The following is an 18,829-nucleotide window of genomic DNA, read 5'->3' as shown; positions in this document are numbered from 1 at the left end:
TCGAGTCCGCGTTATCGGCTAAGCGTTGACGCGGTAGACGTCGAAGACACCCTCGATATTGCGCACCTGGTTCATGAGCGTGCCCAACTGCTTGGTGTCGGAGACTTGGAAAGTGAACCGGACAGTGGCGATGTGGTCATCGTCGCAGTGGTGGTTGAAAGCAATGACTGGCAGCTTCTGCTCGTTGAGAACTCGGGTGAGCTCAGCCAGCAGGCCTTGTTTGTCGAGTGCTTCCAATTGCATCGTCGCCGTGGACGCGCCCTGTCGGGAACCGCTGTTCCATTCCACTTGGATGAGTCGGGCTTGTTCCTGTTTGAGTTTCTCTGCGTTGGTGCAATCGACACGGTGGACGGACACTCCCCCGCCACGGGTGACAAAGCCGAAGATTTCATCGCCGGGCACGGGCTGGCAACACCGGGCCAGTTTGGCCATCACATCAGGAGAACCCTCGACGAGGATGCCAGGGCCGTCGGTACGCGTCGGCGTTTTGAGCTCCGCGATGGGCGCGCGTGCGGCAAGCGCGTCGACGGCGTCGTCCTCATCGCCGAACATCTCTACCAGCAGGCTGACCACGTGCTTCGCAGAGGTCTGGCCGGAACCGATCGCGGTGTAGAGGGCATCGACACCGTCGTAGTGGAGCTGAGTAGCCACCTTGTTCATCGAGTCAGCCGTGAAGAGGCGGTGCAACGGCAAACCGCCGCGCTGGACCTCGGCAGCAAGGGCATCGCGACCGGCCTCGAGGTGCTCTTCGCGGCGTTCTTTCGCGAACCACTGGCGGATCTTGCTCTTGGCGCGTGGTGAGACAACGAAGTCTTGCCAGTCGCGCGATGGGCCCGCATTCGCGTCCTTCGACGTGAAGACCTCGACACGGTCACCTGACTTGAGGGTGGATTCAAGGGCGACGAGCTTGCCGTTGACCTTCGCGCCGATACAGCGGTGGCCGACCTCGGTATGCACCGCGTAGGCGAAATCGACGGGAGTCGAGTCCGCCGGCAGATTGATCACGTCACCTTTCGGGGTGAAACAGAAGATCTGCGCGGAGGTGAGATCGTAGCGCAGGGAATCAAGGAACTCGTTCGGATCCGCCGCTTCCTTCTGCCAGTCGAGCAACTGACGCATCCACGTCATTTGATCCAGCTCAGCCTGGTCGCCCTTGTGGGAGCCCTTGGTTTCCTTGTACCGCCAGTGGGCGGCCACACCGAATTCGGCGTTGTAGTGCATCTCATGAGTGCGCACCTGGATCTCCAGCGGGCGGCCGGAATCCGTCATCACGGTGGTGTGGAGTGACTGGTAAACACCGAAGCGCGGGTTGGAGATGTAGTCCTTGAAGCGCCCCGGCATCGCCGAATACAGCGAGTGCACGACACCGATGGCGGCGTAGCAGTCGCTGACATTATCCACCAGGACGCGAATGCCCACGAGATCGAAGATCTCGTTGAAGTCGCGGCCGCGGACCACCATTTTCTGGTAAATCGACCAGTAGTGTTTCGGGCGTCCCATGACCTCGGCCTTGACGCCGTTCTGCTTTAGCTCGGCCTGGATTTCACCGGTGACTTCTTTCAGAGCCCGGTCACGCGAGGGGGCGCGCTCAGCGACGAGGCGGACGATCTCCTCGTACTTCTTCGGGTACAGGATCGCGAATGCGAGGTCCTCGAGCTCCCATTTCACTGACGCCATGCCGAGGCGGTGCGCCAGCGGAGCGATGACTTCGAGGGTTTCACGCGCTTTTTTCTGCTGCTTCTCCGGCGGCAGGAAGCGCATCGTGCGCATGTTGTGCAGACGGTCGGCGACTTTGATCACGAGCACTCGCGGATCCTGCGACATGGCCACGATCATCTTGCGGATCGTCTCGGCCTCAGCAGCGGCGCCGAGGGCGACTTTGTCGAGCTTGGTCACGCCATCGACAAGCCGGGCGACCTCCGGGCCGAAATCATTCGTGAGATCGTCCAGGGAGTATTCGGTGTCCTCTACCGTGTCGTGGAGAAGCGCGGCCATGATCGTGGTCGTGTCCATGCCGATCTCAGCGCAGATCGTCGACACAGCCAGCGGGTGGGTGATGTACGGGTCGCCGGACTTGCGCTGCACGCCCTCGTGCAGGCGCTCCGCCGTCTCATAGGCGCGCGAGATGTCCTCGACGCTCGCCTTCGGGTGGTACTTGCGGTGGATCGAGTACAGCGGCTCGATGACCGGGTTAGTTTTCGGTCGCCCACCGGTGAGCGACCGGGCGAGCCTGGCCGACACACTGCGCATCGACGAACCGGTGGTGCGCCGCTGCGATCGATCTTGGGACGTCATGCGCCCACTTTAAGCCACACGGTCAGTTCTATGCTGCGTCGCCGTTACTTTGGTTCAGAACGACCAAAGGAATACCGTCCAAGCGTTCGCGGCCACCAAGGCCAGAAACCTCGAGCACGACGACGCAACCGGCAACGATTCCGCCTGCACGCTCAATCAGATCGCGGGCGGCGTGAAGGGTACCGCCGGTGGCCAAGACATCGTCGACAAGCACGATGCGCTTTCCTTCGATATTCATGCCTTCCGCAGGAATCTCCAGCGCGGCGGTGCCGTATTCGAGGGAGTATTCCTCGCTGATCACCGGCGGCGGCAGCTTGCCCTTCTTGCGGATCGCCAGGATGCCGAGGCCCATGTCGTAAGCGACAGCTGAGCCGAGGAGGAAGCCACGCGCGTCGAGGCCACCAATCATGTCGGCGCCGAGGTTCTTGGAGGCCTCCGCCATCTCGGCGATGACGACTTTCAGAGCCGCGCCGTCAGCGAGCACCGGCGTCAGATCCTCGAAAAGCACGCCTTCTTCAGGAAAGTCCTGCACATAGCGCATCTTCTCGGCCAATGCCTCGCGGGCGGTGCGGTACGTGGGTTGAACAGAGTTCTCTGGGGAAGTCATGGTCTACTTGTCGTCTTTCTGTTCCGGTGTGGGTTCCAAACCGGGAACGTGCCAGCGGTCCATGTTCCAGCCGATCCCGACAGGGCCAGTGTAGACCACCACGTTCTTGATGCTGTTGTCCACGATGAAGGTGCGCGGCTGAGCAGACAGCGGAATAGACGGCACCTCGTCCCACAGGCGTTTTTCCTCCGCGCGGAGGCTTTGGAGTTCCTCGGAGCGTGAGGTCGCGGATTCGTATTCCATCATCGGGTCGACGGCGCCGAGGAACGCATCGATTTTGCCGCCGCGGTCAAGCTCGCCTTGCTCATTCCAGGTCGGCTCCTCGGTGAGGAGATCGCCGCGTGTCTTGCCGTTGGCAGTGACGTCAGTGATCGTGATGCCGGCGGGCTCGCACGATTTCTTCATCGCTTCGACCATGGCAGCCATGCGCTTATTCGGCGCGTTGTAACCGACGTGCAGCTCAAGTCCAGAGGCGACGCTGGCACCCTCGATATCGACGCCGAGGTGCGGGTCCGCAATATCGGCGAGGCGACGCGACATCGGGTCATTCTGGGTGAGCACGTGCACGGGCGACGGCGGGAGCTCGATGCCAGCTTCGCGTGACGACGCCTCCGCCACCGCCCGAATGTCGATGCACTTGGCCAGAGCCTGCCGGTTGTCGTGATACGCCCACGAACCCGCATCGGCGAAAACGAGCGTGTCGGTCATCTCGCCGATGACGGTCTGTAGTTCTTGGTGGCTCTCCGGGGAGCCCGAGTCCGCTCCATTGTCAGAAGGTGTCTCCCCCGCTGCGCTCGCCTCGGAGGCATCTGCTTGTTTGCCGTCCTTGCCCGTGCGCACATCGTCGGCATTGGCACCCTGATCGGGCTCAGGCGGAGCCTCGTACCAATCCGGATTGTGATCGCTCAGGTCACCGACCATGAGCGCGCCTGCTTCCTGGAGTTCCGCGGAATCCTTGGACGCCGGCCACACAACGACCTTCGGCACCTCGGGGGCGTCGCCGTAGTACTTCTCATTGGCGACGAGGACGACCTCGCCCTCCTCCCCGATCGATTCGATCTTGTACGGGCCATAAGACACCTGAAGCTCAGGATCGAATTTGCGGAGGCCGTAACCGAAGCGCCACACCTCGGCAGTGCGGGCGAACAGATCTGGGTTGCCGGATTGGAGGCCGGTGGTGAAATCGGCGGTCTCCATGCCGAGGCGCTTAGCGATGGCGTGGGCAGGAAGCACCGTGCCGGCACCGAAAAGCTCGCGCCAGCGGCCGCCCTTGCCCGGCTGGAAGACGACGGTGAATTCCTTGGAGCCCGGTGTGCAGTCGACGCGCTCGACCTGCTCCATCTGCGGCATGTGAGAGGAGAAGACATCCGGGTTGGAACCGGCGGCGAAAGCGAGGGCATAGTCGTCGCATGTCACCGGCACACCGTCGGAGAATTCGGCTTGATCCGACAAAGTGTAAATGACCTGTCGTTGCGGGCCCGGCAATACCTGCGTGGACACAAGATCAGTATTCGGGATGCGCTGACCGGACGGCCCGGGAATGAATGCCCCCGGGAACATGCGGCCGGAAAGACGCTGCATCTTCAAAGAATCGCCGATCTTCGTCGCCGCATTCGTGGTGATCAGCGGAACGGGCAGCTGGTACCCGAAATAATCCAGGGCGGTCTTGTCCGTGGGCTCCTGCTCAGAATCGGAGCACCCCGCCATGAAGGTGGCTGCTGCGGTAAGCAGGGCGGCAACGCGCACAGAATTCTTTCGTCGCGTCCGATTTCCCGCCGTGGTTTTCATGGGGGTGCTCACGGTGTGCTCCTCTCGCCCTGTCTAATCCTCATCTACTTGCCACGGTGCACTACTTCTGGTTCGGTCGCCACGTTGCGGCGGACTGGCGTGCTGGCTCCGTCGCGTGCGTTTCAGCGTCAAGGCGAGAAGAAGAACGCGGGGAGGTCACAGTGCGCTTCGCGGACACCGATTCAGCCACGTCGTCGTCCTGCTCGGAAGCGGAGGACTCGGTGGGGGCAGAGGTGTCGTCGATAAGCTCGCTCTCGCTCTTGCCCGCGCGGTAGTCAGCGACCTTCTTGTTGTGCTCCTTGTACTGGCTCTGCGCGTTGGTGAGAGTGACCAGCAGGGCGCTGGCGAGGAACAGGGAGGAGATAACGCCTTCCACGACACCGATCAGCTGAATCAGTGCGAGGTCCTGGAGGGTGCCCACGCCGAGCAGCCACACAGCGACGATCATGAGCGCGATGATCGGCAGCGCCGAAATCACTGAGGTCGAGATCGAGCGCATCAATGTCTCGTTGACTGCGAGGTTGGTCTCTTCCGCATAGGTCGAACGGCGCGAATCGAGCACGCCCTCGGTGTTCTCCTTGACCTTGTCGAACACGATGACGGTGTCGTAAAGGGAGAACGTCAGCACGGTCAGCAGACCGATGATCATGGCCGGGGTGACTTCGATGCCGAACAGGGAGTAGATGCCCATGATGACCACGCCGTCGAAAAGCAGGGCGACCATAGCAGCGATCGCCATATTGCGCTGCAGACGCAGGGCGACGTAGATCGCGGCGGTGACGAGGAAGATCAACATCGACAGCAGCATGCGGTTCGTGATCGTCGAACCCCACGACTCGGACACCGTGGAATCGCCAATCGCGTCCGGTGTCGCCTCACCAGAAGCGTCCTTCGGCTGGTAGGCGTTGTAAATCGCCTCGCGTGCGCTGTCGATCTGCTCCTGGGACAGGTGCTCGGAATTGATCTCCAGCGTGCGCGAATCACCCGCGCCGACAATCTGGGTCAGCTCGGGCGTCACGCCCGTTGCGTCGACAAAGGTCTCCTCAACCTGCTCGACGACGAGTTCGCCGGCTGGCATCGACATCTTGGTGCCGCCCTCGAAATCGATACCGAGGTTGAAGCCGCGCAGCAGCATCGCCGCCGCGGAGATGACCACCAGAGCCACGGCGATGATGTACCAGAGCTTGGAGTGGCCGATGAAGTCGATCGCGCCCTTGCCTTCGTAAAGGCGCTCGATGCCCTTCGTGTGCGTTGCGGTCTCGTGTTCCGCTACGGCAGTGCCTTTCGCAGCGTCGTTGCTTGCCGACGAATCAGCTGCGGCGTTCAGTGAGGTGGTCATGATTATTTCTCCTCTTTCCTGGTTGCCGTGGGCGTGGCGGTATCGGTGTCTTCGTCTTCATCTACTGCTGTGACAGTATCCGCGGCGGTCAGAGTCGCAACGGTGGAACCACCGGTGGCGGCGTTGCTCGTCGACGTGGTGGTGATGGTGGACGCTTCGCTCGGCTTTGTCTCGGTAGCGCGTGCAGCATCGGACTCGGTCTCTGCGTCCGCGCTCCGCTTGGAACGACGCGCTGTGACGGTCTTGCCGCGGCCGGCCTCGAAGGCCTTGGCCATGCCGTTGACGGACGGCTTAGCCCAGAACGAGCTGCGCGAAGCCAGGATCATCAGCGGTGCGGTGATCAGGAATGTCACCAGCAGGTCGAAGATCGTGGTCAGGCCCATAGTGAAGGCGAAGCCCTTGACCTCGCCGACGGCGAGGAAGTAGATCACGACTGCACCGATCAGGGTGACCATATTGCCTGTGACGATCGTTTCCTTCGCGCGATCCCAACCGTTGAGCGTCGCCGAGCGCAATGTTCTGCCGCGACGCACCTCGTCCTTGATGCGCTCGTAGAGGACAACGAAGGAGTCGGCGGTGGTACCGATACCGATGATCAAACCGGCGACGCCGGACAGGTCAAGCGTGTAGCCGATCCAGCGGCCCAGCAGGACCAGCGCGCCGTAGACGAGCAACCCTGCGGTCGCCAGAGTGAACAGGGAGATGAGGCCGTAGAGGCGGTAGTACACGAAGACGAAGATGGCAACGAGTGCCAGACCGACCAGGCCCGCAATGATGCCCGCCTTCAGGGAAGCGACACCGAGTGACGGCGGAACGGTCAGCGCGGTGCCGCCCGGTTCACCGTTCTCACCAGCGAAGGAGAGCGGGAGTGCGCCGTAACGCAGGTTATTCGCTAGGTTCTCGGCTTCTTCCTGGCTGAACTGACCGGTGATCGAGGTTGCAGATCCGACCGGCGTCGGCGACTTGATCTGCGGTGCGGAGATCACCTGGGAGTCCAGGGTGATCGCGACCTGCTGACCAACCATGGCTGCGGTCAGCGCTGCCCAGGTAGAAGAACCATTATGTTCGCCTTCCTGTTTGAAGGCGAAGTTGATCTCCATCTGGCCGGTCTCTGGATTGATGCCACCAGTAATGGGGCGATTGGTGTCGATCTCGCTACCGGTCAGACGCGGACCGTCCTCGTCCTCGACGCCCTGGAGCAGCGGCACCGGGTCGAGCAGCAGCGCCTGGCCCTGGCTAGGATCGCAGGCCACGAGCGGGCGCTTCGGATCGTCCGTGCCCGCCAGCGGGTCCACTGGCGCCGGCTTCTCGGGGTCGGCCGGGGTGCACTTCATCAGCCAGGATGCCGCCTGAAGCTTCGTCATGTCATCGGACTGGCGGTCCTCGCGCAGCATCGCCGTTGCTTCCTTGCGCAGATCCGATGCTTCGAGGGAGTTTTCCGGCTCCGGCTTCGGGTCGGCGGTGATCTCCGGTGCCTCGATCGGCTCGAGGTTTATCTCGGTGGCGGCTTCCTCGCCCTGCTCCTCCTGAGCTTTTTTCATCGCTTCGGCCTGCTGGTTGAAGGTGTCGGCGAATGTCTGCATCGTCGACTGCGCTTCTTCCTTGGTGATGACGCGGTATTCGACCCAGCGGTTCGCCATGTCTTCCAAAACCTTCGGGAAGTTGACCTGGTCGGCCTGCTGGGTCGGCTGGGCGACCGGGCGGAACATCAGCTGGGAGGTTTGGCCGATATTGCGCACGTCGGCGGATTCCTCGCCGGAGACCGTGATCACCAGCGTGTTGCCGTCGACGACGACAGATGCGTCGGAGACACCCATGCCGTTGACGCGGTTCTCAAGAATCGTGCGCGCTTGGTCCAGCTGATCCTTCGTGGGCTCCTCCCCTTGCGGGACGAGCGTGACACGGGTGCCGCCGCGAAGATCGATGCCCAGTTTCGGCGACGCCTCACGGTCGCCCGTCAAGAAGATAAGGGCATAAGTGGCCACCAAAATGAGTGCGAATAGCGCAATGGCCCGCTTAGGCCACGCTCGCTTCGATCTTCCCTCTCGGGCTGACCGCCTGCCTGACGTTTTCGAAGTCACGTACGTGCTCTCCTCGTTAACCTGCTTTATCCACCTCAGGCGGCTACGTTCCCCGCAGTTGCGCGGTGACGGCTACGGCTACCCGTGCAAGGTGGTTGTGCTTCTGTCGTCTCTTCCCCAGCCCCGGCGTGCTCGCATTTCTGGGGCACTGATTCCCGGGCCGGGAAAAGGTCCAGACAGTGATCGTACGTCATGGACGTGGAAATGATTAAGCCCGGCGTGCCTTTTTCTGATCGCACGCCGAGCCGCTGTGTCTTGCTGGTGGCGTCTGACGCCTATCGGTCGCCGTCTACCGGATCAGTCTCGGTGGCTACCGGATCAGTCTCGGTCTCGCGCACAGTGCTGCCTGCGGCACCGTCGTTCTCAACCACCTTGTAGACACCTTCACGCTCCATCGTGACAACGATGCCGGGAGCCAGCTCGATGTCAACGGTCGTGTCACCAGCGGAGACGATGTCGCCGTGGAAGCCCGAGACGGTGATGATGCGGTCGCCGGCCTTCGCCTTGGCCTGGACGGCGCGGGCTTTCTCCACCCGCTTCCGGTTCATGCGCGCCAAAAACAAGCTTGGCAACGCGAACAGAACGAAGATTAGGAGAAGAGGTAAGTATTCCATGGTGAACCATTGTGGCACACCGATCCGAGGGGCTGGCAGCTAGTACAAGTGAAGCTGCCCCGGGGCTTCCGGCGGCGGTGTCATGCCGAGGTGGTGCCAAGCAGCGGCGGTGGCCACGCGTCCCCGGCCAGTGCGCGACATGAGGCCCGCACGCACGAGGTAGGGCTCGCAGACTTCCTCCACGGTAGAGGGCTCCTCCCCCACTGCGATAGCCAAGGTGGACACGCCGACGGGGCCGCCGCCGTGGCTCCGAATCAACGTGTCCAACACCGCACGGTCGAGACGGTCGAGGCCCAACTCGTCAACGTCGAACACGGTGAGAGCCTGCTGGGCTGCCTCCACAGTGACGGTGCCGTCGCCGTTGACTTCCGCCCAGTCGCGCACGCGGCGCAGCAGGCGGTTGGCGATGCGCGGGGTGCCACGGGAACGCGAACCGATCTCCACTGCGGCGTCGTGCTCGATCTCCACCCCGAGAATCGACGCCGCACGCGTGATCACATCGGTGAGGTCCTCCACATCGTAGAACTCCATCTGCGCGGTGAAACCGAAACGGTCGCGCAGCGGTCCGGTGAGCATGCCGGCACGCGTGGTGGCTCCGACCAGAGTGAACGGCGGGATTTCCAGAGGAATGGAGGTCGCACCCGGGCCTTTGCCCACGATCACATCGATGCGGAAATCCTCCATGGCCATGTACAGCATTTCCTCGGCCGGGCGCGCAATCCGGTGAATCTCGTCGATGAAGAGCACATCGCCCTCCATCAGGTTCGACAGCATCGCTGCGAGGTCACCGGCACGCTCAAGCGCGGGGCCAGAGGTCATGCGTAGCGACGTCCCGAGTTCCTGCGCCACGATCATCGCCATCGTGGTCTTGCCCAGACCCGGCGGGCCGGACAGAAGAATGTGGTCAGGGGTGACATTGCGCTTTTTCGCACCGGTGAGCACCAGGCTGAGCTGCTCGCGCACCTTCGGCTGGCCAATGAACTCGTCGATGGATTTCGGGCGCAGCGATTTCTCGAAGTCCTGCTCCCCGGTGTGCTCCGTCGCATCCACCGGCGAGTCCACCTGCCGGGCAAGGTCGGCCGGTAGCTCGAACTCTGTCTTCTCTACATCAGACATGTGCTGCACCCTCCATCTCCATGCCTTATGAAATCAGCTGCTTATTTCTTACCCAACCGGTTAAGCGCATTGCGCAGCAACGCCGAGGACTCCGCGTCCGGGGACTCGGCAGCAACAGCGTCGACCGCGCTGCGGGCACCCTTTTCCGGAAAGCCCAGCCCGACGAGTGCTTCGACGACCTGTTCCGCCGCCAGCGACGCGCCCTGCGTCTGCGGGGTGGCAGCCTGCCCGGCTGCCTGACCTGGCTGCGTGCCGTATACCCCGGCGAGCTTGTCTTTGAGTTCCAGAACGAGGCGGTCAGCCATTTTCTTACCCACGCCGGGGATGGACTGGATCGTCTTCGAGTCACCGGCTGTAATGTGGCCGGCCAGTTCAGCAGGCTCGAAGACGGACAGTGATGCCAACGCCAGCTTCGGGCCGAGACCTGTGACCGAGGTCAAGCGATCGAACATCTCTCGCGCATCGTCGTCGCTGAAGCCGTAGAGCGTCATCGCGTCTTCCTTGACCACCATCGTGGTCAGCACACGAGCGTTCTCACCGCGGACCAGCCGGCCCAGCGTCGGCGGGGTGGCGAGGAAGCGGTATCCGACGCCGCCGCATTCGATCACGCCGTGATCCAAACCGATGGAGATGACCTCACCGTTGAGCGAATCAATCACTACTTCCAACTCCTTTTACCAGTCATATTCCCGGCAGCATTCCGTCCCGCGGCACCCGTCAACGTCGCCGCCGCCTGAGTGCGGGCCAACAGCGGTGCGCGCCAGCAATGGCACACCCCGATGGCGAGCGCATCAGCTGCATCCGCTGGCTTCGGCGGCGCACCGAGCCCGAGAATGCGGGTGATCATAGCCGTCATCTGTTTTTTGTCCGCCCGGCCGTTGCCGGAGATAGCTTTTTTCACCTCGGAGGGTGTGTACATGTACACGGGAAGCCCTCGCTGTGCGGCGGCGAGCACCATCACCCCCACGGCATGGGCGGTGTGCATGACGGTGGAAACGTTGCTGCGTTCGAAAATACGCTCCATCGCGACAACATCTGGTTTGTAATCGTCCAGCCATTCGTTGACCGCATTAGACAAACGCAACAAGCGCTCGGACAACTCCGCATCGGACGGTGTGCGCACCACTCCGACAGCAATGGGAATCACCTGCCGCCCCTTGCCCGTTTGCAGCACGGAGAGACCGCACCGGGTCAAACCCGGGTCAATCCCCATCACGCGCAGGCCCTCCGTCGTAGTCACACATTTGTTCTACCACACGACCCAGACACCACTCGCGAGCCATGCCGTGCCACTTGCGAGCCATGCCATACCGAGCACGACAAAGCGGACCCGGCAACAGCCAGATCCGCTTCGGTAATGCTGTACTCAGGCCCCATCAACGGCGCCCGCGCATGCTGCGTTCTACTCGTTGGCGAGTGCTTCAGCGACCTCGTCCGACATGGTCGAGTTGGTGTAGACGTTCTGGACGTCGTCGGCGTCCTCAAGCGCGTCGATAAGCTTCTCGAGCTTCTTCGCGGCTTCAAGATCGAGATCGACCTCCACCGAGGCGCGGAAGTCCTGCTCCGTGTCCTCGATTTCGATGTCGGCCTTGCGCAGGGCATCTCGCACGGCGTACATATCGGTCGCCTCGGAGACGACCTCGAAGTGCTCGCCCAGGTCGTTGACCTCTTCAGCGCCTGCCTCGAGCACGGCCATCAGCACGTCATCTTCGGTCAGGTCGCCCTTGACCACGGTGTTCACACCCTTACGGCTGAACATGTAGGCGACCGAACCGGACTCGCCCAAGTTGCCGCCGTTCTTGGTCATCGCGGTGCGGACATCGGTGGCGGCACGATTGCGGTTATCGGTCAGGCACTGAATGAGCATGGCGACACCATTCGGGCCGTAGCCCTCGTAGGTGATGTCTTCCCAGTCGGAGCCGCCGGCTTCCTCGCCGGAGCCGCGCTTGCGGGCGCGCTCGATATTGTCCTTCGGGACGGAGGCCTTCATGGCCTTCTTCATCATGTCGTCGAGGGTGGGGTTGCCTGCCGGATCACCGCCGCCGGTGCGTGCCGCGACCTCGATGTCCTTGATCATCTTCGCCCACAACTTCGAGCGCTTTGCGTCGTTAGCGGCTTTCTTGTGCTTCGTTGTAGCCCATTTCGAGTGGCCTGACATACGCCATCTCCCCTTTCCTCCGGCTGAAGTTTCGGCTGTCCACTATACGCCCACCCCGGGAAACGACATTCAGGGGCGGACTAGTTGCGTTAGGAAAACGCCTTCCCGCCCTCCTTGAGCGTGCGGGTGAGTCCTTCCTGCACGGTCATGGCGACAAGGTTGCCCTGCCTGTCGAAGATCCGGCCCTGGGTCAAAGCGCGTGCGCCGTGAGCGGACGGCGAGACCTGGTCGTAGAGCATCCACTCGTCGGCGCGGAACGGGCGCATGAACCACATGGCGTGGTCGAGGGACGCCATCTGCACCTTGTGATCGCGGTGCGGCACCAGTGCGGAGTGCAGCAGCGTCAGGTCCGACATGTAGGCCAGGGTGCAGATGTGGAAGGTCTGATCGTCGGGAAGCTCGCGCTTGGACCTGAACCACACGACTTGCTGGCTGGGTGTGTACGGGTTGTGCTCGAATTGGTCGTCGGGCACGACGCGGACGTCCCAGTCCTTTGCCCACATAGAGAAGAATTTCAACGGTCCATCGGTCTCCTCGAGCGGCACGACATCGTCCGGTTCGGGCACGGTCCGCATCGCATCGGAGTGCTCGATGCCTTCGTCGTCGGTGATGTGGAAGCTCGCTTCGAGCGAGAAAATCGTCTTACCACCTTGAACCGCGTCGACGATGCGTGTGGCGAAGCTGCGTCCATCGCGCACACGGTTGACCACGAAGACGATGTCCCGGTCCGCCTGACCGGGGCGGATGAAGTAGCTGTGCAGGGAGTGGACGAGCTTGCCGTCCTCGACCGTCTTTGTCGCTGCCGACAGCGCCTGCGCCGCCACCTGGCCGCCGTAAGTGCGCTGCAGTCCGGAGTAAACGCTGGTGCCGCGGAAGACGTTGTCGTCCAGCTGCTCCAGATTCAAAATATTGTCGATGCTGGGAATGTCGAATGGCATGTGTCACAGCTTAAACGGCGCGCCCGCTTCACGGCCGTGAAATTCCGGCATCGGTGCCGTACCGGCGAGCCGCAATGCACGCACTCCGGGTTTCAACCGCACCGCGCGTGTGGCGGCAACGGCGCCGTTGTACAGGCGCAGGGAGAGCTCCACCCGGTCTTCCGCGACGGCCAGCGCCGTCCGCGCTGCTTCATCGTCACGGGTATTCGCAACGATGTCGGCGACGGCATCCCGGTGCTCGATCGCTGAGTCGAGCGCTGCCCGGGCCCGGTCAAGCCGGATATGCAGACGGTCGAGCCGTCGTGCGGTGAGAATCGCCCACACAACGACAGCGAGCACAACAAACACCAGTGCCACTATCAGCACAGAAAGACCGCTCATCACGCGCTCGCTCCCCCGCCAGCTGCGGCGTCGTAGACAGCTTCGATGCGTCCCGCGACGACATTCCAGTCGAAATTCCGAGCACGCTGCGTCCCAGCAGCCGCAAGTGCAGCGCGGGCTGCAGGATCGCGGACCAATCGCTGCAGCGTCACCGCGAGGGCGTTCGCATCCCCCACCGGGAACAGGGCACCCGCGGGGATGTCGCTATCCGCCGCGCACACATCGGCGAAGGCTTCGATATCGCTAGCCACGACCGCGCATCCCGCCGCCATCGCTTCAACGAGCACGATGCCGAAGGATTCGCCGCCCGTATTCGGCGCGACATAAAGATCGGCCGATGCGAGCAACCGCGCTTTCTCAGCCTCACTCACGCGCCCGACGAATTCCACATTCGTCGGCGCAGCAACAGGACGACCGGAACCGCCACCGATCACGGTCACGCGCGGTTCATCATCCATGATCGACAGCGCATCAAGAAGAATCGGCAGACCTTTGCGCGGCTCGTCGTAGCGCCCCAGAAAGACGATGTGCGCGCCTTTATCAGGAGCATCGCTTATCGACGTCGCAGTTGCCGTCCCCCGCGCCCTGCGTGCCTCCCGGTAGATGCTCGTTTCCACTCCGTTCGGAATGAGCAGCGGGTCCCCGCCGAGTTGCTCCACTTGCCAGCGGCGCGACATCTCGCTCACGGAAATGCCCGCCTGAATCTTCTCGAGCGTCGGGCGCAAGACCGGTCGCACGAATTGCAGTGCGCGCGATGACGTCGCAGAGGCGTGGTAGGTGGCCACGACCGGCTCGGTAGCCAGAAGCAATGCGGCGAGGGAATAACTCGGTGCATTGGGCTCGTGGATGTGAACGACATCGAATCCGCCCTCGCGCAAAAAGCGTCGTGTGCGTTGAAAAGTCCTCGGCCCGAAAGAAATCCGTGCGACCGAACCGTTGTACCGCAGAGGAATAGTTCGTCCGCCAAGGGTGACATAATCCGGCAGGTCGTAGGCCGAATGTGACCGTTTTCCCGGCCCAAGCACGCGCACGTCGTGCCCGCGTTCAGTAAGAATCCGGGCAAGGTCCAGGATGTGCGCTTGCACCCCGCCGGGGTGGTCGAAGGAATACGGGCACACCATGCCGACGCGCACGACGCATCACCGCTTCCGTTTCTCACGGTCGGCGGGCCACATCGGCTGGAGGGCATGCCAGTCTTCCGGATGCGCAGCGATATTTGCCGCGAAGCCGTCGGCGATCCGCTGAACGGTCTCTTCTACATCGGTGACCTCGATCTCCGGCGAAACCGAATGTCCCCAGTCCGGCTCAGTTGCTGAACCCGCGAACCAGGAGTGCGCCACGTGCAGCCCGGCACCGGTGTCCAGTGCGAGCTTCGCCGGCCCGGCCGGCAGGGTGGTCTCCTCCCCGAAAAACTCGACCGGAACACCACGGGGAGTCATGTCGCGCTCCCCCATCAAGCAGACGATTCCGCCGGAGACGAGCACCTCTTTCAGTCGCTCGTAGGGTGGCACGGATGAACCAGTAGCGGCGAGCACCTCGAAGCCCATGGATTCGCGGTAGTCCACGAAGGCGTCGAAAAGCGCCTCGGGCCGCAAGCGCTCGGCGACAGTGGAGAAACCGCCGTAGCGGGACACGAGCCACATGCCCGCCATGTCCCAATTACCGGAATGCGGGAGGGTGAGAATGAGACCTTTGCCGCGAGCCAGGGTCTCTTCCAGGTGGTCGCGGCCACGCACGCCGGCATCGAGGCGTGACAGCAGTTCAGGATCACCTGCGATCGCCGGCAAACGGAAAGCCTCGTTCCAATAGCGCGCGTACGAGCGCATCGAATCTCGCACGAGCGCCCGGGTGACATTTTCCGCACCGACGACGCGTGTGAGGTTGCGCCGCAGCATTTCCGCACCGCGTCCCTTGTCCGACGCATAATCCGCGCCGGCGTTGAACAGTGCGGCGGCCGCACGAGGCGGCAAGTACCGCACGGCTTTCCATCCCGCGATATACCCGGCAGCCGCCAGTCGCTCGGAGAATGGTGCTTTTGCCGCTGCCGTCACTAGCGCGTGCCCTCCGGTTCAGGAACGCCTGCGGGTGCGGCGATACGCTGCTTCGCTTTCGGGTCGCGCGAGGCCATGTACAGCCGTTGGACCACGGTGATCACCGAGCCCACTGCGAGCGTCCACAGCGCCACTTCAATCGCCAGATCCACTCCGAAGCCTTCAAGAACAAGGCCAGCTACAGCGACGATCAGACGTTCGGGTCGCTCAATGAGCCCGCCGTTGACCTCCAGGCCGCCGGCTTCGGCTCGGGCTTTGATGTAACTGATCGTCGGCGACAACGCGAGGACGACCAGCGCACCAGCAACCGTCGATGCCTCTGCTTGATCGACGTAGATGAGCCAGTAGACGATGGCACCGAACAACGCGCCGTCGGTCAGCCGGTCGCACGATGCGTCGAGCGTCGCGCCGTACGCCGTGCCCCCTCCACGCAACCGCGCCATTGTGCCGTCCACGACATCGAACGCCGCGAAGAACGCCATGAGCACGCCGGCCCACACCAGATGACCGGTGGGAATCAGCACGACAGCGACAGCGATGGTGGCCAGCGTCCCTAAAATCGTCACGGCATTCGCGGACAAACCAAGGCGCAGCAACAGCTTTGCGACGGGCGCTGCCACCACCGACGCCGGTTTCCTTCCATAAAGACCGAGCATTTAGGCGCCGTCCTCTCTGACGATCTCCGCCCAGCCTTCAGCCAACAGCGAGCGCGTTTCCCGGAGCAACTGCGGAAGGACCTTGGTGCCGTCGATGACCGTCATGAAATTGGAGTCCCCTGCCCACCGCGGAACCACATGCATGTGCAGGTGATCGCCGACCGAGCCACCTGATGCTTTCCCGAGGTTGAGCCCCACGTTGATCGCTTCAGGCCGGGAGACGCGTTTGAGGGTGCGCACCGCCAGCTTGGCGAATGCCATGAGTTCTGCCGTTTCGTCATCGGTCAACTCTTCTAAGTCCGCGACCTTGCGGTACGGCACGACCATGAGGTGGCCAGCGTTGTAGGGGTACAGGTTCAGCAGCGCGTAGACGCTCTCACCGCGGGCGATGATCAGTGCATCTTCATCGGATTGCTCCGGCGCTGCAAGGAAAGGATCTGCCTTGCGCTCTTTTCCACCAGGGATAGACGAGATATACGCCGAGCGGAACGGCGCCCACAGCCGCACGAGGCGGTCGTGGTCGCCTACGCCGGAGTCGACATACTCCCTCGGGGCATGGGTCTCCCCCGGCGCAGCGACGTCAGCCTCCCTTTCGGGAATGCCGCCGTTGCTATCCTCGGCGTGCCTCAAAGGACACCTCATTCGGCTGCTCGTTGAGCTGGTCGCCCACCCAGGCGCTGATGAGTTCGACTGCCTCATCCACCGGCACACCGTTGACCTGGCTGCCGTCGAGGAAGCGGAAGCTCACTGCGTTCGCCTCGACATCGCGTGCGCCAGCCAGCAGCATGAACGGGACCTTGCCCTGCGTGTGGGTGCGGATCTTCTTCTGCATGCGGTCGTCGGAGTGATCGACCTCCGCGCGGATGCCACGGGCGCGCAGCTGCTCAGTCAGGGCGTCGAGGTGCGGAGCGAAGTCGTCCGCGACCGGAATGCCCACCACCTGGTGCGGTGCCAGCCATGCTGGGAATGCACCGGCGTAGTGCTCGAGCAGCACACCGAAGAAGCGCTCGATGGAGCCGAAGAGAGCGCGGTGAATCATCACCGGGCGCTTCTTCGTTCCATCGGAAGCGGTGTATTCGAGGTTGAAGCGCTCCGGCAGGTTGAAGTCCAGCTGGACTGTGGACATCTGCCAGGTGCGTCCGATGGCATCGCGTGCCTGGACGGAGATCTTCGGACCGTAGAACGCGGCACCTGCCGGATCCGGAACGAGCTCAAGGCCGGATTTCTCCGCGACGGACTGGAGGATGCTCGTGGAACGCTCCCAGATCTCGTCGTCGCCGATGTACTTCTCCGGGTCCTTGGTGGACAGCTCGAGGTAGAAATCGTCGAGGCCGTAGTCCTTGAGCAGAGAAACGATGAACTCGAGGACGTCAGTCAGCTCCTGTTCAAGCTGATCTTCGGTGCAGTAGATGTGCGCGTCATCCTGGGTGAAGCCGCGGGCACGGGTCAGGCCGTGAACCACACCGGACTTCTCGTAGCGGTACACCGTGCCGAACTCGAACAGGCGCAGCGGCAGCTCGCGGTAGGAGCGTCCGCGGGAGTCGAAGATCAGGTTGTGCATCGGGCAGTTCATCGGCTTGACGTAGTAGTCCTGCGCCTGTTTAGTCACCTCACCGGCGTCGTTGGTCTCGCCGTCGAGCTGCATCGGTGGGAACATGCCCTCTGCGTACCAGTCGAGGTGACCGGACTGCTTGAACAGATCGCCCTTGGTCACGTGCGGGGTGTTCACGAAGGAGTAGCCAGCCTGGATGTGGCGGTTGCGGGAGTGGTTCTCCATCTCCATGCGCACGATTCCGCCGTCCGGGTGGAAGACAGGCAGGCCGGAGCCGACCTGGTCTGGGAAGGAGAACAGGTCCATCTCGGAGCCGAGACGACGGTGGTCGCGCTTCTCGGCCTCCTCGATCATGTGCTGGTATTCCTCCAGCTTCTCCTTGGACTCCCACGCAGTGCCGTAGATGCGCTGCAGACCGGCGTTGGCCTGGTCGCCGCGCCAGTAGGCGGCGGAAGAGCGGGTCAGTGCGAAAGCCGGAATGTACTTGGTGGTGGGCACGTGCGGGCCGCGGCACAGGTCGTGCCAAACGACCTCGTTGGTGCGCGGGTTGACGTTGTCGTAGTGCGTCAGGTCGCCGGCGCCGACCTCGGTGGCCTCGTCGGAGTTCGGGTCCACAGACCCCTTGTCTTGGATGAGCTCGAGCTTGTACGGCTCGTTTTTCAGATCTTCGGCGGCTTCTTCGGCGGAGGCGTAGACACCACGGACGAATTTCTGCCCCTGCTTGATGATCTTCTTCATACGCTTCTCCAGCGTCTTCAGATCCTCAGGAGTGAAAGGCTCGGTGACATCGAAGTCGTAGTAGAAGCCGTCGTTGATGGCGGGGCCGATGCCCAGCTTGGCGTCGGGGAATTCCTCCTGCACTGCCTGTGCGAGAACGTGCGCACACGAGTGGCGGATGACGCTGCGTCCCAGCTCCGTGTTCGCCGCGACCGGCATGAACGTTCCGGTCTCCTCCGGGGTGTGGGAAAGATCCTTCAAATTCCCTTCGGCGTCCTGCACGCAGACGATGGCATCCTCGCCCTTATTGGGCAGTTCCAGCTCACGCATCGCCGCACCGACAGGTGTGCCGGCGGGAACCTCGAAAGGCTCGTGATTCATCTGAGTTGGGGCAATCCCGCTGGACATATGTTCTTCAGCGCTCCTTTGCGCTCGTGCGGGACGGCATACCTGGCCGCGCCCGCGGTGTGTTCATGTCTCGCCCTCGCGGGCCGGCACAAAAATAACCGCCGCGTGGGCACTGGGGGCGATCTTAC

At 62.7% G+C, this 18,829-nt stretch carries 17 protein-coding genes; all 17 read right to left on the bottom strand.

Going from position 1 to position 18,829, the window contains the following annotated elements; genetic code table 11:
- Nucleotides 1–18: 18 nt before the first annotated feature.
- Complete coding sequence (locus M3G19_RS00410; protein ID WP_210573492.1) at nucleotides 19–2,295, bottom strand: bifunctional (p)ppGpp synthetase/guanosine-3',5'-bis(diphosphate) 3'-pyrophosphohydrolase; 2,277 nt, start codon at nucleotides 2,293–2,295, stop codon at nucleotides 19–21.
- 28 nt (nucleotides 2,296–2,323) lie between these two features.
- Complete coding sequence (locus M3G19_RS00405; protein ID WP_210573493.1) at nucleotides 2,324–2,902, bottom strand: adenine phosphoribosyltransferase; 579 nt, start codon at nucleotides 2,900–2,902, stop codon at nucleotides 2,324–2,326.
- A gap of 3 nt (nucleotides 2,903–2,905) precedes the next feature.
- Nucleotides 2,906–4,702, bottom strand: a complete 1,797-nt coding sequence (locus M3G19_RS00400; protein WP_259899787.1) for an ABC transporter substrate-binding protein — start codon at nucleotides 4,700–4,702, stop codon at nucleotides 2,906–2,908.
- 49 nt (nucleotides 4,703–4,751) lie between these two features.
- Nucleotides 4,752–6,029, bottom strand: a complete 1,278-nt coding sequence (gene secF, locus M3G19_RS00395; protein ID WP_259899786.1) for a protein translocase subunit SecF — start codon at nucleotides 6,027–6,029, stop codon at nucleotides 4,752–4,754.
- A 2-nt stretch (nucleotides 6,030–6,031) separates the two neighbouring features.
- Nucleotides 6,032–8,110 carry a protein translocase subunit SecD gene (gene secD, locus M3G19_RS00390; RefSeq protein WP_259899785.1) on the bottom strand — a complete coding sequence of 693 codons (2,079 nt, stop codon included), beginning with the start codon at nucleotides 8,108–8,110 and terminating at the stop codon, nucleotides 6,032–6,034.
- Nucleotides 8,111–8,385: 275 nt separating this feature from the next.
- Entirely contained in the window at nucleotides 8,386–8,724 is a 339-nt protein-coding gene (yajC, locus tag M3G19_RS00385) for a preprotein translocase subunit YajC (RefSeq protein ID WP_259899784.1), read from the bottom strand.
- A gap of 39 nt (nucleotides 8,725–8,763) precedes the next feature.
- Nucleotides 8,764–9,840, bottom strand: coding sequence for a Holliday junction branch migration DNA helicase RuvB (ruvB, locus tag M3G19_RS00380; RefSeq protein WP_210573497.1), 1,077 nt, complete (start codon nucleotides 9,838–9,840; stop codon nucleotides 8,764–8,766).
- A gap of 41 nt (nucleotides 9,841–9,881) precedes the next feature.
- A complete protein-coding gene (ruvA, locus tag M3G19_RS00375) occupies nucleotides 9,882–10,499 on the bottom strand; it encodes a Holliday junction branch migration protein RuvA (RefSeq protein WP_259899783.1) in 618 nt (205 codons plus the stop codon).
- Nucleotides 10,499–11,053 carry a crossover junction endodeoxyribonuclease RuvC gene (gene ruvC, locus M3G19_RS00370; protein WP_259900217.1) on the bottom strand — a complete coding sequence of 185 codons (555 nt, stop codon included), beginning with the start codon at nucleotides 11,051–11,053 and terminating at the stop codon, nucleotides 10,499–10,501. Before ruvC ends, ruvA begins: the two co-directional genes overlap by 1 nt.
- Before the next feature lie 189 nt (nucleotides 11,054–11,242).
- A complete protein-coding gene (locus M3G19_RS00365) occupies nucleotides 11,243–11,998 on the bottom strand; it encodes a YebC/PmpR family DNA-binding transcriptional regulator (protein ID WP_259899782.1) in 756 nt (251 codons plus the stop codon).
- 89 nt (nucleotides 11,999–12,087) lie between these two features.
- Nucleotides 12,088–12,936 carry an acyl-CoA thioesterase II gene (locus tag M3G19_RS00360; protein WP_259899781.1) on the bottom strand — a complete coding sequence of 283 codons (849 nt, stop codon included), beginning with the start codon at nucleotides 12,934–12,936 and terminating at the stop codon, nucleotides 12,088–12,090.
- 3 nt (nucleotides 12,937–12,939) lie between these two features.
- Nucleotides 12,940–13,317: a hypothetical protein gene (locus M3G19_RS00355; protein ID WP_259899780.1), complete on the bottom strand. Its 378-nt coding sequence runs from the start codon at nucleotides 13,315–13,317 to the stop codon at nucleotides 12,940–12,942.
- The gene (locus M3G19_RS00350) at nucleotides 13,317–14,450 is read right to left on the bottom strand and encodes a glycosyltransferase family 4 protein (RefSeq protein WP_259899779.1); all 1,134 of its coding nucleotides are present in this window, start codon (nucleotides 14,448–14,450) and stop codon (nucleotides 13,317–13,319) included. Before M3G19_RS00350 ends, M3G19_RS00355 begins: the two co-directional genes overlap by 1 nt.
- A 6-nt stretch (nucleotides 14,451–14,456) precedes the next feature.
- The gene (locus M3G19_RS00345) at nucleotides 14,457–15,368 is read right to left on the bottom strand and encodes a phosphatidylinositol mannoside acyltransferase (RefSeq protein WP_259899778.1); all 912 of its coding nucleotides are present in this window, start codon (nucleotides 15,366–15,368) and stop codon (nucleotides 14,457–14,459) included.
- Nucleotides 15,368–16,024, bottom strand: coding sequence for a phosphatidylinositol phosphate synthase (gene pgsA, locus M3G19_RS00340; protein WP_259899777.1), 657 nt, complete (start codon nucleotides 16,022–16,024; stop codon nucleotides 15,368–15,370). Before pgsA ends, M3G19_RS00345 begins: the two co-directional genes overlap by 1 nt.
- Nucleotides 16,025–16,666 (bottom strand): HIT family protein, encoded by a 642-nt coding sequence (locus tag M3G19_RS00335; protein WP_396121717.1) that lies wholly within the window; start codon nucleotides 16,664–16,666, stop codon nucleotides 16,025–16,027.
- Entirely contained in the window at nucleotides 16,635–18,701 is a 2,067-nt protein-coding gene (gene thrS / locus M3G19_RS00330) for a threonine--tRNA ligase (RefSeq protein ID WP_259899775.1), read from the bottom strand. The genes M3G19_RS00335 and thrS overlap by 32 nt, the downstream gene beginning before the upstream one ends.
- Nucleotides 18,702–18,829: the final 128 nt, after the last annotated feature.

The sequence above is a fragment of the Corynebacterium sp. p3-SID1194 genome (assembly GCF_025144155.1).
Taxonomy (GTDB): Bacteria; Actinomycetota; Actinomycetes; order Mycobacteriales; family Mycobacteriaceae; genus Corynebacterium.
This window is presented reverse-complemented; position numbering and strand designations above follow the sequence as displayed.

Coding starts and splice junctions, on each gene's coding strand:
- M3G19_RS00410 (WP_210573492.1), bottom strand. CDS start 2,295: ATGACGTCCCAAGATCGATCGCAGCGGCGCACCACCGGTTCGTCGATG.
- M3G19_RS00405 (WP_210573493.1), bottom strand. CDS start 2,902: ATGACTTCCCCAGAGAACTCTGTTCAACCCACGTACCGCACCGCCCGC.
- secF (WP_259899786.1), bottom strand. CDS start 6,029: ATGACCACCTCACTGAACGCCGCAGCTGATTCGTCGGCAAGCAACGAC.
- yajC (WP_259899784.1), bottom strand. CDS start 8,724: ATGGAATACTTACCTCTTCTCCTAATCTTCGTTCTGTTCGCGTTGCCA.
- ruvB (WP_210573497.1), bottom strand. CDS start 9,840: ATGTCTGATGTAGAGAAGACAGAGTTCGAGCTACCGGCCGACCTTGCC.
- ruvC (WP_259900217.1), bottom strand. CDS start 11,053: ATGGGGATTGACCCGGGTTTGACCCGGTGCGGTCTCTCCGTGCTGCAA.
- M3G19_RS00365 (WP_259899782.1), bottom strand. CDS start 11,998: ATGTCAGGCCACTCGAAATGGGCTACAACGAAGCACAAGAAAGCCGCT.
- M3G19_RS00360 (WP_259899781.1), bottom strand. CDS start 12,936: ATGCCATTCGACATTCCCAGCATCGACAATATTTTGAATCTGGAGCAG.
- M3G19_RS00355 (WP_259899780.1), bottom strand. CDS start 13,317: ATGAGCGGTCTTTCTGTGCTGATAGTGGCACTGGTGTTTGTTGTGCTC.
- pgsA (WP_259899777.1), bottom strand. CDS start 16,024: ATGCTCGGTCTTTATGGAAGGAAACCGGCGTCGGTGGTGGCAGCGCCC.
- M3G19_RS00335 (WP_396121717.1), bottom strand. CDS start 16,666: ATGAGGTGTCCTTTGAGGCACGCCGAGGATAGCAACGGCGGCATTCCC.
- thrS (WP_259899775.1), bottom strand. CDS start 18,701: ATGTCCAGCGGGATTGCCCCAACTCAGATGAATCACGAGCCTTTCGAG.